The 13,426-nt window shown below is 73.3% G+C and carries 13 protein-coding genes; 7 read left to right on the top strand and 6 right to left on the bottom strand.

Annotated features, from left to right (window positions below; genetic code table 11):
* Window positions 1-1,542 (bottom strand): biotin carboxylase N-terminal domain-containing protein (locus G3I42_RS16330; RefSeq protein ID WP_164286654.1); only part of this gene is annotated, 1,542 nt, incomplete at its 3' end.
* A 68-nt stretch (window positions 1,543-1,610) separates the two neighbouring features.
* Window positions 1,611-3,350 carry a carboxyl transferase domain-containing protein gene (locus tag G3I42_RS16325; protein WP_164286652.1) on the bottom strand — a complete coding sequence of 580 codons (1,740 nt, stop codon included), beginning with the start codon at window positions 3,348-3,350 and terminating at the stop codon, window positions 1,611-1,613.
* 132 nt (window positions 3,351-3,482) lie between these two features.
* Between G3I42_RS16325 and G3I42_RS16320 the strand changes: the two genes are divergently transcribed.
* On the top strand, window positions 3,483-4,070 hold the full coding sequence (locus G3I42_RS16320; protein WP_164286650.1) for a TetR/AcrR family transcriptional regulator: 588 nt from the start codon (window positions 3,483-3,485) through the stop codon (window positions 4,068-4,070).
* 128 nt (window positions 4,071-4,198) lie between these two features.
* On the opposite strand, the gene G3I42_RS16315 is transcribed toward G3I42_RS16320, so the two are convergent.
* On the bottom strand, window positions 4,199-5,710 hold the full coding sequence (locus G3I42_RS16315) for an MDR family MFS transporter (protein WP_164286648.1): 1,512 nt from the start codon (window positions 5,708-5,710) through the stop codon (window positions 4,199-4,201).
* Window positions 5,711-6,157: 447 nt separating this feature from the next.
* Between G3I42_RS16315 and G3I42_RS16310 the strand changes: the two genes are divergently transcribed.
* A complete protein-coding gene (locus tag G3I42_RS16310) occupies window positions 6,158-6,970 on the top strand; it encodes an alpha/beta fold hydrolase (RefSeq protein ID WP_164286646.1) in 813 nt (270 codons plus the stop codon).
* Window positions 6,971-7,046: 76 nt separating this feature from the next.
* Here the strand turns inward: G3I42_RS16310 and G3I42_RS16305 are convergent, their stop codons facing one another.
* Window positions 7,047-7,664: a nucleoside/nucleotide kinase family protein gene (locus tag G3I42_RS16305; RefSeq protein WP_203606893.1), complete on the bottom strand. Its 618-nt coding sequence runs from the start codon at window positions 7,662-7,664 to the stop codon at window positions 7,047-7,049.
* A 134-nt stretch (window positions 7,665-7,798) separates the two neighbouring features.
* On the bottom strand, window positions 7,799-8,248 hold the full coding sequence (locus G3I42_RS16300) for a Uma2 family endonuclease (protein ID WP_239096490.1): 450 nt from the start codon (window positions 8,246-8,248) through the stop codon (window positions 7,799-7,801).
* 180 nt (window positions 8,249-8,428) lie between these two features.
* Between G3I42_RS16300 and G3I42_RS16295 the strand changes: the two genes are divergently transcribed.
* From G3I42_RS16295 to G3I42_RS16275, 5 genes are all read left to right on the top strand, one after another.
* Window positions 8,429-8,614: a hypothetical protein gene (locus G3I42_RS16295; RefSeq protein WP_164286643.1), complete on the top strand. Its 186-nt coding sequence runs from the start codon at window positions 8,429-8,431 to the stop codon at window positions 8,612-8,614.
* Window positions 8,615-8,842: 228 nt separating this feature from the next.
* The gene (locus tag G3I42_RS16290) at window positions 8,843-10,000 is read left to right on the top strand and encodes an acyl-CoA dehydrogenase family protein (RefSeq protein ID WP_164286640.1); all 1,158 of its coding nucleotides are present in this window, start codon (window positions 8,843-8,845) and stop codon (window positions 9,998-10,000) included.
* A 117-nt stretch (window positions 10,001-10,117) separates the two neighbouring features.
* A complete protein-coding gene (tesB, locus tag G3I42_RS16285; RefSeq protein WP_164286639.1) occupies window positions 10,118-10,999 on the top strand; it encodes an acyl-CoA thioesterase II in 882 nt (293 codons plus the stop codon).
* A gap of 114 nt (window positions 11,000-11,113) precedes the next feature.
* The gene (locus G3I42_RS16280; RefSeq protein ID WP_164286637.1) at window positions 11,114-12,139 is read left to right on the top strand and encodes a cation diffusion facilitator family transporter; all 1,026 of its coding nucleotides are present in this window, start codon (window positions 11,114-11,116) and stop codon (window positions 12,137-12,139) included.
* A 348-nt stretch (window positions 12,140-12,487) separates the two neighbouring features.
* The gene (locus G3I42_RS16275) at window positions 12,488-12,730 is read left to right on the top strand and encodes a DUF6411 family protein (RefSeq protein ID WP_164286635.1); all 243 of its coding nucleotides are present in this window, start codon (window positions 12,488-12,490) and stop codon (window positions 12,728-12,730) included.
* Between the two features lie 14 nt (window positions 12,731-12,744).
* Here G3I42_RS16275 and G3I42_RS16270 read toward each other — a convergent pair.
* On the bottom strand, window positions 12,745-13,426 hold a 682-nt coding region (locus G3I42_RS16270), incomplete at its 5' end, for a restriction endonuclease (protein ID WP_239096489.1).

Here is a 13,426-nt window from a genome sequence, read left to right as displayed (position 1 = left end):
CGGGGTCCCGCCGAGCCGCCAGCCGTCCCCGGCGGCGAAGGGATCGCGCCACCCGGGCCCCTCGCCCGCCGCCGTCACGGCCGCGCGACGCACCGCCGCTGCCGCCGCGTACACCTCGCGCGGCACCTCGGGCTCCACGAAACCGGCCGCCTCGCGCTCCACCAGCCCCGTGTCCAACTCGCCCGCCACGACCTGCGGATGGGCGAGCAGACGGCGCAGGAACCCCGCGTTCGTCGGGACGCCGAGCGTCACCGTCCGGGCGAGCGCGCCGCGCAGGCGGCGCAGGGCCGTGTCCCGGTCCGGGCCGTAAGCGACGATCTTCGCGAGCATCGGGTCGTACGCGCTGCCCACCTCGACGCCCTCGCTGAGCCCCGAATCGACCCGTACGCCCGGCCCCTCCGGCTCCTCAAGGCGCAGCACCGTGCCACCGCTCGGCAGGAACGCCGGATCTCCGTCGAGGAGTTGCACCGACTCGGCGCAGATCCGCGCCTCGACCGCGTGCCCGTCGAGCCGTACGTCCTCCTGCGTGAGCGGGAGGCGTTCCCCGGCCGCTACCCTGATCTGCCACTCGACGAGGTCGAGTCCGGTCACCAACTCGGTGACAGGGTGCTCGACTTGGAGACGGGTGTTCATCTCCATGAAGTAGTACGCCTCGGGCGCGGTGCCCGCCGGCGCGTCCGGGTCGGGGCCCGGGACGATGAACTCGACCGTGCCCGCGCCCTCGTAGCCGCAGGACCTGGCCGCGCGGACCGCCGCCTCGCCCATCGCCGTGCGCGTCGCCTCGTCCAGCAGGACCGAGGGCGCCTCCTCGATGAGCTTCTGGTGGCGGCGCTGGAGCGAGCACTCGCGTTCGCCGAGGTGGATGACGTTGCCGTGCCGGTCGGCGAAGACCTGGATCTCGATGTGCCGGGGGCGCTGCACCCACCGTTCGACGAGGAGCGTGTCGTCGCCGAAGGAGGAGCGGGCCTCGCGGCGCGCCGCCGCGACTTCCTCGGCGAGCAGCGCCTCGTCCCGTACCAGGCGCATCCCCTTGCCGCCGCCGCCCGCCGAGGGCTTGAGCAGCACCGGCATCCCGATCTCCCGTGCCGCGTCCGCGAGTTCCTCGTCGTCGAGGCCGCTCCCGCTGGACCCGGGGACGACGGGGACGCCCGCCGCCTCGACGGTCTCCTTGGCGCGGATCTTGTCGCCCATGAGGTCCACGGCGTCCGCCGGGGGGCCGATGAAGACGAGGCCCGCGTCCGCGCAGGCGCGCGCGAAGGCCGCGTTCTCCGCGAGGAAGCCGTAGCCGGGGTGCACCGCCTGGGCGCCCGTGCGCCGTGCCGCCTCCAGGAGCGCGGGCACCGAGAGGTAGCTCTCGGTCGCGGGCGCGGGGCCGATGCGGACGGCCTCGTCGGCCTCCCGTACGTGCCGGGCGCGCGCGTCCGCGTCGCTGTAGACCGCGACCGAGCGGATGCCGAGGGCGCGCAGGGTGCGGATGACGCGGACGGCGATCTCGCCGCGGTTGGCGATGAGGACGGTGTCGAACAGAGCGGTTCCTGGCATGGCCACCTTCGAAGTCGCCGTTGACGTCGGGGGAGTTGGGTTCGTCGCGGGGAGCTGCGGCACCGGGATCACATCCGGAAGACGCCGAAACGCGGCTCGGGCAGGGGCGCGTGGGCGCAGGCGGTGAGCGCGAGGCCGAGGACGCGGCGCGTGTCGAGCGGGTCGATCACGCCGTCGTCCCACAGGCGGGCGGTCGCGTAGTAGGCGTCGCCCTGCTTCTCGTACTGCTGCCTGACGGGCGCCTTGAAGCGCTCCTCGTCGTCGGCGGACCACTCCTCGCCGCGCGCCTCCAACTGGTCGCGCTTGACGGTCGCGAGGACGGATGCGGCCTGCTCGCCGCCCATGACGGAGATCTTCGCGTTGGGCCACATCCACAGGAAGCGCGGGCCGTAGGCGCGCCCGCACATCGAGTAGTTGCCCGCTCCGTAGGAGCCGCCGACGACGACCGTCAGTTTCGGTACGCGGGTCGTCGCGACGGCCGTGACCATCTTCGCGCCGTGCTTCGCGATGCCGCCCGCCTCGTAGGCGCGGCCGACCATGAAGCCGGAGATGTTCTGGAGGAAGAGCAGCGGGATGCCGCGCTGGTCGCACAGCTCGATGAAGTGCGCGCCCTTCTGGGCCGATTCGGAGAAGAGGATGCCGTTGTTGGCGACGATGCCGACCGGGTGGCCGTGGACGTGCGCGAAGCCCGTCACGAGCGTCTGCCCGTACTCGGCCTTGAACTCCTGGAAGCGCGAGCCGTCCACGATCCGCGCGATGACCTCGCGCACGTCGTACGGGGTGCGCGAGTCGGCGGGGACGGCCCCGTACAGGCCCGCCGGATCGACCGCCGGTTCTTCCGACTCCCGTACCGCCCACGGCAGTTCCTTGCGCGCGGGCAGTGTCGCGACGATGTTCCGCACGATCCGCAGCGCGTGCGCGTCGTCCTCGGCGAGGTGGTCCGTGACGCCGGAGACCCGGCTGTGGACCTCGCCGCCGCCCAGTTCCTCGGCCGTCACGACCTCGCCCGTCGCCGCCTTCACGAGCGGCGGGCCGCCGAGGAAGATCGTGCCCTGGTCGCGCACGATGACGGCCTCGTCGCTCATCGCGGGAACGTACGCGCCCCCGGCCGTGCACGAGCCCATCACCGAGGCGATCTGCGGAATCCCGGCCGCCGACATCCGCGCCTGGTTGTAGAAGATCCGCCCGAAGTGCTCGCGGTCGGGGAAGACTTCGTCCTGCATCGGCAGGAACGCGCCACCGGAGTCCACGAGATACACGCACGGCAGGCGGTTCTCCAGGGCGACCTCCTGTGCGCGCAGGTGCTTCTTGACGGTCATCGGGTAGTACGTACCGCCCTTGACCGTCGCGTCGTTGGCGACGACGACGCTCAACCGGCCCGAGATCATGCCGAGTCCGGCGACGACCCCGGCGGCGGGCGCGGCGCCCTCGTACAGCCCCTCGGCGGCGAGCGGCGCCAGCTCCAGGAACGGCGAACCGGCGTCGAGGAGCCCGTCGACGCGGTCGCGCGGGAGCATCTTGCCGCGCGAGACATGGCGCTCGCGGGCGCGCTCGCCGCCGCCGAGCCGCGCCCGTTCCAGGCGCGAGCGCAACTCGTCGGCGAGCTTCGCGTGCGCGGCCTCGTTGGCGCGCCACGTCTCGGACGTGGGGTCGGCGGAGGTGGTGAGGACCGGCGCGAGCTGCGGCGCCGCCGCCGGGTGGGCGCCGGAGGGAGCGGTCCGGGGGCCGGGGGAGTGGGGTTGCCGGGGGTACGGGGCCGTGTCGCCCGTGCTGCCGCCGCCGCCCGTCGCCGTCATCTGGTCCGCCATGCGGTCGATCCCCTCGCCGGCCGGGCTCCGTCGCCCGGCGGTCGCTGAACGTATGAGTGCGCGTGTTAGTGAGCGTTAACGTCTGCCGTTCAGGTTAACGAGCGCTAACGACCTTGTCTAGAATGGCTTCCCATGAGCACCGGCCCCGCGAGCGCAGACGCGCCGACGAGACGCGTCCAGATCCTCCGGGAGGCGGCCCGCCTCTTCGCCGCGCGCGGCTTCCACGGGGTGGGGGTGGACGAGATAGGCGCGGCCGTGGGCATCAGCGGCCCCGGCCTCTACCGCCACTTCGCGGGCAAGGACGCGATGCTCGCCGAACTGCTCGTCGGCATCAGCGAGCGCCTGCTCGCGGGCGGGCGCGCGCGCCTCGCGGCGGCGGACGGGCCCCCGGAAGCGGTGCTCGACTCGCTCCTCGCCGGGCACATCGCCTTCGCCCTCGACGACCGCGCCCTGATCGTCCTCCACGACCGCGAGCTCGACCGCCTCCGCCCCGAGGACCGCCGCCGGGTGCGCCGCCTCCAGCGCGAGTACGTCGAACTCTGGGTGGACACCCTCCGCAAGGCCCGCCCCACGACGGACGAGCCGACCGCCCGCGCGACGGTCCACGCGGTCTTCGGCCTCCTCAACTCGACCCCGCACCAGGTCCCGGACGGCATCGGCCGGACAGAGATGCAGGACCTGCTGCTACGGCTGGCGCGGGGGGCCTTCGCGGCGGTGTGAGGCGGGCGGGGACGGCGGAACCGGGGCCCGGCCTCGCGCCACGCCCGTCCCCCGTCCGCGCCCGTCCTTCGTCCCGCCTCCTCCCGCCGCGCCCGTCCCCCGTGCCGGCCTCCGTACCGGCCCCGCCCTCACGCCGTCTCCGTCGCCCCCCTGCCGCTCCCCGCCACCGGCTTCGTGGGCTCCTTGCCGCGTAGCGGTACCTCCTCGATCGCCAGGGCCGCGAGGAAGGCGGCCGCGCCGACGCAGGCGCCCACCAGGAAGATCAAGTGCGTGGCGTGGGCGACGTGTTCGGCGTAGGCAGGGCCCCTCGCGGGGCCGCCCTGGACGCTCGACGTGAAGAGCGAGGCGAAGATCGCCAGGCCCAGGGAGCCGCCCAGGGTGCGGAAGAGGTTGGTCGCCGCCGAGGCCGCGCCCAGGTCGCGCATCTCGACGGAGTTCTGCGCGATGGTGTTGGACATCTGCATCGCGAAGCCGCTGCCGATGCCCAGGAAGATCATGGCGACCGTCGTGAGGGAGTGGGGCGTGTCCGTTCCCGCCGCCGACAGCAGGCCCATGCCCGCGATCATGCTCGCCGCGCCCACGACCGGGAAGAGCTTGTAACGTCCCGTCGCCGACATGACCTTGCCCGCGACGGTCGTCGCGACGAGCGTCGCGATCATCATCGGGAGCAGCAGCAGGCCGGAGTGCGAGGCCGAGGCGCCCTGCACCACCTGCTGGTAGAGCGGGAGATAGAGCGTCGCCCCGAACAGGGCCATGCCCGTGACCGTCAACAGCACGGCGGAGAGCGGAAAGTTGCGGTGGCCCGTGTAGACGCGCGGCGGCATCAGCGGGTCCGCGACGCGGAGTTCGGTCGCGACGAAGCCCACGAGGAGCGCGACCGCGAGCACGCCGAGGCAGATGATCTGCCACGAGGCCCACGCGTACGTGCTCCCCGCCCACGTCGCCGCCATCACGAAGGCCGAGATGGCCCCGCTGAGCAGGACGATCCCGGCCCAGTCGATCCGTACCGCCCCTTGCCGCTCCCGCGCCGGCAGGTGCAGCAGCAGCCCGCACCACGCGAGGCACACGAGGCCGACGGGCACGTTCACGTAGAACGCCCAGCGCCAGCCGAGGTGCCCCGTCACGAAGCCGCCGACGAGCGGCCCGCCGAGCTGCCCGACCGCCATCACGGCGGCCGTCAGGCCCTGGTACTTGCCGCGTTCGCGCGGCGGTACGAGCGCGCCGATCAGCGCGAACGCCCCCGCGCCCATGCCGCCCGCCCCGAGCCCCTGCACGACGCGGAAGACGATGAGCGCGTTCATCGACGGCGCGAGCCCGCACGCCACCGAGGTCACGAGGAAGAGCGCGACCGAGAGCAGGAAGACGCGCTTGCGGTCGAAGAGGTCGCCGAGCTTGCCCCAGACGGGGGTCGAGCACGCCGTCGCGAGCGTGTAGCCGGTGACCACCCACGACATGCGGTCCAGCCCGCCGAGATCCTTCACGACGGTCGGCATCGCGGTGCCGACGATCAGGCCGTCCAGCATCGACAGGAGCAGGGCGAGAAGGACGCCGAGCAGGACCCAGCGGACGGCGACAGGGCGGCGGACGGTGGCGGAGTCGGGGGCGGCAGGAGAGGGGTCCTGGCGCGGGGTGTCGGCCATGACGTCCCCCTTTCTCGTTCTCGGGCAGGGGAGTGGCGGCACGGGGAGCCTGCCGCACCACGAGCGTAACGAACGTGTTCGTAACGAACAAGTTCGCCGCGTTCGGTCGGCCTCCGGCCCCGCGCCCCGGCACCCCCTCGGTGGATCTGATCAATGGCTTCCCACGAGAGAACGACGCCGCACCTCGGGGCGGTACGCGCAGACGTACGAGGGGCGCCGCGCGCCAGGTGAGCCCGCGCTGGCGGCCCGAGCGGCCCGAGTGGCCCGAGCGGCTGAAGACCGGCAGCGCCGGTGCGAAGTTCACGCCGTCCTCCGCGACTTGATCAACGACGGACAAAGTCGGCGCGCCGCATCGCCCCGCCGGTGTACTTTCGGCCGAGCCCGGCCCCGGCCTCCGGGTCCCAGCCTCCGGCCCCCGGCCCCGTCCCCACCGCAGAGGAGCCCCCCGTGACGCAGCAATCCGCCCCGCCCGCCGCCGACTTCCCCGTCGTCCCCCTCCCCGGCGCCCGCCTCGCCTGCACCGTGCGCGGCTCGGGGCCCGCCGTGCTGCTCGCGCACGGGATCACCTGTAGCCGCGCCCACGACGCGCGGTACGGCCTCGCCGACTACGCGCCCGTCGCGGCGCACCACCGCCTCGTCGCCTACGACGCGCGCGGACACGGCGAGAGCGGCGGCAGGCCCGAACCGGCCGCGTACGAGTGGAGCGCCCTGGCCGGTGACATGCTCGCCCTCGCCGACCACTTCTCGCCGGAGGCCCCCGTCGCCGCGATCGGCTCCTCCATGGGCACGGCGACGGCGCTGCATGCCGCGCTGCGCGCCCCCGAGCGCTTCTTCGCGCTGGTCCTCACCGCCGTCCCGACCGCCTGGGAGACCCGCGCGGCGCAGGCCGGGCTCTACCGGCGGATGGCGGCGCTCGCGGCCGAGGACCCCGCCGGACTCGACGCCCTGCGCGCCGCCGCCCCCGCCCCGGCGATCTTCGCCGGGCGCGACCAGGGCGGCATCGACATCCGCGCCGCCCTCCTGCCCGCCGTCCTGGAGGGCGCCGCCGCCTCCGACCTCCCGGCCCCCGGAACCCTCGCCCGCATCACGGTCCCCACCCTCGTCCTCGCCTGGGACACCGACCCGGGCCACCCCGTCTCCTCCGCCGAAACGGTCGCGGAACACCTCCCGAACGCCCGCCTGTCCGTGGCGCGCACGGCGGAGGAGATCGAGAACTGGGGCCAGGTGGCGGCGGACTTCCTGCGAGAAGTGCGGAGTTGAGGACGAGGGGCCTCGCGTACGGGTGCGTCCCGGCGCCACGGTCGTGCTCGGCGCGGGGCACCCCCACGCGGGCCCCTCACTCCCGTACGACCAGCTCCGCCCGTCCCCGACTCCCCTCCACCAGCCGCGCGTTGACCTCGTCCGACTCCGCCACCCACCGCTCCGCCTCCGCGCGCGACCTCCCGTAGCGCACGTGCCGTTCCACGAGCCGCCGCACGCGCGTGGCCGGGTCCGGGGCGAGGAACCACGTGTCGTCGAGCAGGTCCCGTACGGGTGCCCACGGGTGCGTGTCGAGCAACAGGTAATTGCCCTCGGTGACGACGAGCGGGGCATCGGGCGGTACGGGAACGGCCCCGGCCAGTGGTTCCTCCCACTCCCGGCGGAACAGCGGCGCGTAGACCACCTCGTCCGGCACCGGCTCCCGCAGCCGCCGCAGGAGCGCCACGTACCCGGCCGCGTCGAACGTATCGGGCGCCCCCTTGCGCCCCGCGCGCCCCAGCCGCTCCAACTCCGCCTGCGCCAGATGGAATCCGTCCATCGGTACGAGCACGGAACCCGGCACGGCGGCCACGATCCGCTCCGCGAGCGTCGACTTCCCCGCCCCGGGCGCCCCGGCGATCCCGAGGAGACGACGGCGGCCGGGGGCGGAGAGACGGCGGGCGCGGGCGAGGAGGGCGTCGAAGGAGGGGTCCATGCGGAGCATTGTGCGGGCGGCTACGCCCAGGTGAACGTCGCCGGGTCCACGTCGAGGGGGAAGGGCGCTGTGAGGCTGGTCGTGGTGCCGGACAGCGCGGTGAGTCGCTCCCGGTAGCGGCCGTCCTCCAACTCTTAAACGACGAGCATGGGGGCGGGGGCGAGTTCGAGTCGCCAGAAGTGCGGGATGGCCGCCTCGGCATAGAGGAGAGGCTTGACCTTGCGGTCGATGGCGCTGTTGCCCGGCGAGACCACCTCGACCGCCAGGTGTACGACATCGGCATCCAGGGCTACCGGATCGTTGTCCGTAGGCGCGACGTCGACGACGACGATGTCAGGAACGCACAAGCCAGAAGGAATGAGAACGTTGACGGCTTCCAGAACCTCCACCGGAGCCTTGGCCTCGACAGCGGCAGCCGCCAGCAGCGTGGCAAGACGGAGCGAGGCGCGCTGGTGGCGGACTCGGGGGGCAGGTGACACGACGAGGGATTCCCCCAGCAACTCGTGGCGGACGGTCCTGTCTTCCGGGAGGGCGAGAACATCCGCGACCGTCCACGGGCCCGTGTGATCCATGGCGACCCTCATGTCAGTACGTCTCCTCGTCCGGTCGGGGTCCACGCGTGGCCTCGACGGGTGCGCGCCCACTTTACGGAGAATGTTTCGGCCCCGGCGCCGAAAGTCCCCCCACGAGGGACACCCCCGTACGCCTGCACGCCCCCGCGTACAGTCGGTTCCGCACGACCACACACTCCCCGGAGGTGCCTCATGACCGCTTTCTTCCCGCTCGGGCAGCTGAAGGCCGGGCCGCCCCCCGAGGCCGAGCCCGAGCCGGTCGGCATGGACCCGGCCGTGGAGGGTGAGGACGACGTCGACCCGGACGAGATGGCGGCGCTCCTCGTCTCCACGCGAGCCCAGCGCGGGCGGCCCGGGGGCGGCTCCTGCGCGGTGTGAGCCGGGCCGGTTCCGCCGTACGGGGTGCCCCGCACCCGCCCCGCTCCCGTCTGGACACCCGCCATACGTGCGGGTAACTTCAAGGGTGAGCGGGCGCTTAGTATGTCCGGCGCCCCGCCTTCGTACGTACCGCGCCGACCGGCCCGCACCGGCCGCCGAGAGGCGGACCCCGCACCGGTCGCGGCAGAGGGGCGGACCGGCACCGGCCGCCGAAGGAGGGTGGCGTCAGTGCGCCGTACCGTTTACAACGAGGACCACGAGGCGTTCCGCGAGACGATCCGCGCCTTCATCGAGGCCGAGGTCGTGCCGCAGCACGAGGAGTGGGTGGCCGCCGGGCAGGCACCGCGCGACTTCTACTACAAGCTCGGCGAGCTGGGCATCTTCGGCATCGAGGTGCCCGAGGAGTTCGGCGGCGCCGGCGAGGAGTCCTTCAAGTTCCAGGCGATCCTGAGCGAGGAGACCGCCCGCGCGGGCGTCTCGCTCGGCGGCAGCGGCGTGCACGTCGCGCTGTGCCTGCCGTACCTCAAGGCGTACGCCACCGAGGAGCAGAAGAAGCGCTGGCTCCCCGACTTCGTCTCGGGCCGCACCATGTTCGCCATCGCGATGACCGAGCCCGGCACCGGCTCCGACCTCGCGGGCATGAAGACCACCGCGAAGCTCTCGGCGGACGGCACGCACTACGTCCTCAACGGCGCCAAGACCTTCATCACGGGCGGCGTCCACGCCGACCGCGTCATCGTCTGCGCCCGCACCGCGCCGCCGAAGGAGGACGACCGCCGCTTCGGCATCTCGCTCCTCGTCGTCGACACGAAGTCCGAGGGATACGCGGTCGGCCGCAAGCTCGACAAGCTCGGCCTCAAGACCTCCGACACCGCCGAACTCTCCTTCACCGACGTCAAGGTCCCCGTCACCGACCTCCTCGGCGAGGAGAACAAGGGCTTCTCCTACCTCGGCCAGAACCTCCCGCAGGAGCGCCTCGGCATCGCCGTCGGCGCCTACGCGCAGGCCGCCGCGGCCGTCCGCTTCGCGCAGCAGTACGTCCAGGACCGCACCGTCTTCGGCAAGCCCGTCGCCGCGTTCCAGAACACGAAGTTCGAGCTGGCCGCCTGCAAGGCCGAGGTCGACGCCGCCGAGGCCGTGTGCGACCGCGCGCTCGAAGCGCACGACAAGGGCGAGCTGACCGCCGCCGAGGCCGCCTCCGCGAAGCTCTTCTGCACCGAGGTCGCCTCGCGCGTCATCGACCGCTGCCTCCAGCTGCACGGCGGTTACGGCTACATGAACGAGTACCCGATCGCCCGCCTGTACGCGGACAACCGCGTCAACCGCATCTACGGTGGCACGAGCGAGGTCATGAAGATGATCATCGCGAAGAACATGGGGCTGTGAGCCGGTGACCCGACCGACGGGGGAGTCCGCCGCGCGGACGGCGAGCCCGGCCGCCCGTACGGCGAACCCGGCCGCCCGTACGGCGGACTCCGTCGCGAGTAGGAGAGAGTACGCCGTATGAGCGAAGCACTCGACGACCTGCTCGACCTGCTCGACCTGGAGCGGATCGAGGAGAACATCTTCCGGGGCCAGTCCCGGCCCACCCTCGTCCCGCGCGTCTTCGGCGGGCAGGTCGCGGCCCAGGCGCTCGTCGCCGCGGGCCGCACCGTGCCCGCCGACCGGTACGCGCACTCGCTGCACGCGTACTTCCTCGTCGCGGGCGACCCCGGCGCGCCCATCGTCTACCGCGTGGACCGCATCAGGGACGGCCGCTCCTTCACGACCCGCCGCGTCGTCGCGATCCAGCACGGCCAGCCGATCTTCCACCTCTCGTGCTCCTTCCAGGTGCACGAGGACGGGCTCGACCACCAGGCGCCGATGCCGTCCGCGCCCGACCCCGAGTCGCTGCCGAGCGCGCCCGAGGCCCTGCCCCGGTACGCCGAGGCGGTCGGCGGCCCCGAGGTCGTGCGCAAGCTGCTCGAAGCCCGCGAGGCGGTCGACCTGCGGTACGTCGACGCGCCCCCGTACGCGACCGCCGGGCAGCCGCGCGAGCCGCGCTCGCAGGTGTGGTTCCGCACCAACGGCAAACTCGCGGGGGACGACCCGCTCCTGCACGTCTGCCTCGCGACGTACGTCTCGGACATGACGCTCCTGGACTCCGTCCTCCTCGCGCACGGGCGCGGCGGCTGGGTCACGGGCGACATCGTCGGCGCGAGCCTCGACCACGCGATGTGGTTCCACCGGCCCTTCCGCGCCGACGAATGGCTCCTCTACGACCAGGAGTCCCCCTCGTCCTCGGGCGGCCGGGGCCTGGGCCAGGCCCGCATCTACACGCAGGACGGGCGACTCGCGATATCGGTCATCCAGGAGGGCCTGATGCGGGTGCCGCGCGAGCGGTGAGGCAACGCGTCGCGTGGGTACGGGCCCGGCGGGGCGTTTCCGCCGGGCCCGTACCCGTACCGCCGGGCGGGGCGTACCGGTCCGCGGCCGTCCGTCTCGGCATACTGCGCGGCTATGAGCAGCAGTGATCCCGTACCCCAGCCCGCGCCTCCCGGCCCCGCTCCCGCTCCCGAGGGCGGTGGGGGCGAGAGCACCTTCACCGTCCTCGTCGCCGCCGGGGCCAACCTCGGGATCGCGGCGGCGAAACTCGTCGCGGGGCTCGTCAGCGGTTCGTCGGCGATGCTCTCCGAGGCCGCGCACTCGCTCGCCGACACCGTCACCGAACTGCTGCTCCTGCTCGCGCTCAGGCGCAGCGCCAAGCCCGCCGACGAGGACCACCCGCTCGGCCACGGCCACGAGCGCTACATCTGGGCACTGCTCGCCTCCGTCGCGACCTTCGTCGGCGGCGCGGTCTTCTCCGTCTACGACGGCGTCCACACGCTCACGCACGGCGAAACCCTCGGCAACCCCCTCCTGTCGTACATCGTCCTGGCGATCGCCTTCCTCCTGGAGGGCTACTCCCTGCGCACGGGGCTCCGGCAGATGGCGGGGGAGGCGCGCGCCGCCCGTACGACGTTCTTCTCGCACTTGCGATGGACGAGCGACACGACCGTCAAGGCCGTCGTCTTCGAGGACTCGGCGGCGCTCGCGGGCCTCGTCCTCGCGGCGGCCGGCATCGTCCTCGCGCACGCGACGGGCGACGGCACGTGGGACGGCGTCGCCTCGCTCCTCATCGGCCTGCTCCTCGTCTGGGTCGCGTGGGTCCTCGGCCGCTCCAACGCCGAACTGCTCACCGGGCGCCCCCTCCCGCCGGCCGAGCGCGCGGCGATCCGCTCCGAACTCCTCGCGACGGACCACGTCGATGCCGTCCTCGACCTCGTGACGCTCGTCCAGGGCCCGGACGAGGCCCTGGTCGCCGCGAAGATCGACTTCCGCGACGCGTCGACGGCGGCGCAGATCGAGTGGGCCTGCGAGCGCGCCGAACGCCGCATCCGCGACCGCTTCCCGCGCGTGACGCGGGTGTACCTGGACCCGACACCGGGGATGGGGCAGCGACGACGGGAGGGGCTGAGCCCTTGGGGGGACGGGGGACAGCCATGATGGCTAAGGGATTTCGCCTTCATGGCTAGGGAGCCTCGCCGTCATGGCTCACGCGCCTAGCTGTCACGGCTAACGCGCTTCGCCTTCATGGCTCACGCGCTTTGCCTTGACAGCTAAGGGCGCTCGCCTTCATGGCTCACGCCCGTCGCCCTCACGGCTACCCCGCCTCGCCTTCATGGCGAAGGGCGCATCATGGCTACGCCTCCTAGCGCGTGTACGCAGCACGCACACCCGCCCGTGTCAGGCCCCTTCCGCCGGGCACGCGGTCGTCAACGGCCCCCGGGCCAGGACCGCTTGTCCCCACGGCATTGCCCTCGTGGCATTGCCCCCACGGCATAAGGAGCCCCCATGGTCGTCCTCGGCATCGTCGCCGTCTGCGTCGTTCTCCTCGTCCTCGCCTTCCTCGTCCCCCGGCTCTCCCGCAAGCCGCAGCGCGGCACCCAGCGCACGCTGGGCCTCGGTTCGCGCGCCGGGTCCAAGGCCCCCGGCATCCTCGGGCGCCTCTTCAGCAAGCCCTTCAGCAGCAGCTCCAAGGCGGTCGGCCACAGCGGCTCGGCGGGCCGCAAGGCGCGTGGCCACATGCCGTTCTGACCGGGACCGGCGACTCACGAGCCCCGGCGCGGGGCGGGCACGCGGGGCAGCAGCTCCCACAGGGGGCGCGCCCCGCTCGCCCATGCGCCGAGAAGGGCCCGGTCCACGAGGTGCATGTGGAGGGCCCGCGCCAGCTCCGGGCACTTGCCGCTGAAGCGCCCGTTCGTGACGACGAGGACGACATCGGCCCCGTGGATCTGCCGCGCCGTCCCGTTGACGCGCTGGAGGTCGGGCGTGCCGACGGCGGCTCCGGCGGCCCCGTCCCTGCGGTGCTTGCACTGGACGAGCCACTTGCGCCCGTACGGGTCCGTGGCGAGCACGTCCGCGCCCCGGTCGTTCGCGCCGCCGACCTGCCGGGCGTCCGCGCAGCCGTCCCGGAGCAGCAGGTCCCGTACGGCGTACTCGAACTCCCGGTGCCCCAGCGCGTCGAGCGTCCCCAGTTCGAGCCGCAACGCCCGCTGCCGCACCCGCTCCCACCGCACCCGCTCGGCCCGCCGCCGCACCTCAACCACCCCCACGGCCACCCCGACGAGCCCGAGCCCGACCGGCAGCCACCAGTGCGCGGCGAGCCAGCGGAGGAGGGCGAGGAGCAGGAAGAGGCCCAGGACGGCGAGGCCGACAAGGCCGAGGGGGTCCGCGCGGCGCCGGGCGCGACGGCGGCCGGGCGCTTGTCGGCGCGCGGGCAAGCGGCGCGCG

Source organism: Streptomyces sp. SID11385 (assembly GCF_010548245.1).
GTDB lineage: Bacteria > Actinomycetota > Actinomycetes > Streptomycetales > Streptomycetaceae > Streptomyces.
Note: the sequence above shows the minus strand (reverse complement) of the source record. Positions and strands in the feature narration are given on the sequence as shown.